General features: G+C 34.4%; 1 protein-coding gene. It reads right to left on the bottom strand.

Annotation, left to right across the window (positions count from 1 at the left end; translation table 11 throughout):
- The coding region (locus E1171_RS22870; RefSeq protein ID WP_187696057.1) for a hypothetical protein at positions 1 to 212 on the bottom strand (212 nt) is incomplete at both ends.

Here is a 212-nt window from a genome sequence, read left to right as displayed (position 1 = left end):
TTCCATCCACCTTTCTGAAGCTTTGTAATTTCCAGCTCTTTGATAACTTATGGCCATTTTATAGTAGTCTCGTGCTTCCTTCATACTATTGATATAAACGTCATTCATCATTTTATCACTAGTACCAATTTCATATAATAACTCTATAGAAGTGGTTTCCCATTGAAAATACAAACTTACTCCCCATTTTAAAGCACCAAAAGCTACACCGG

The sequence above is a fragment of the Xanthovirga aplysinae genome (assembly GCF_009711365.1).
GTDB classification, from domain to species: domain Bacteria; phylum Bacteroidota; class Bacteroidia; order Cytophagales; family Cyclobacteriaceae; genus Xanthovirga; species Xanthovirga aplysinae.
The sequence above is the reverse complement of the archived record's forward strand: the minus strand, read 5'-3'. Positions and strand labels throughout refer to the sequence as shown.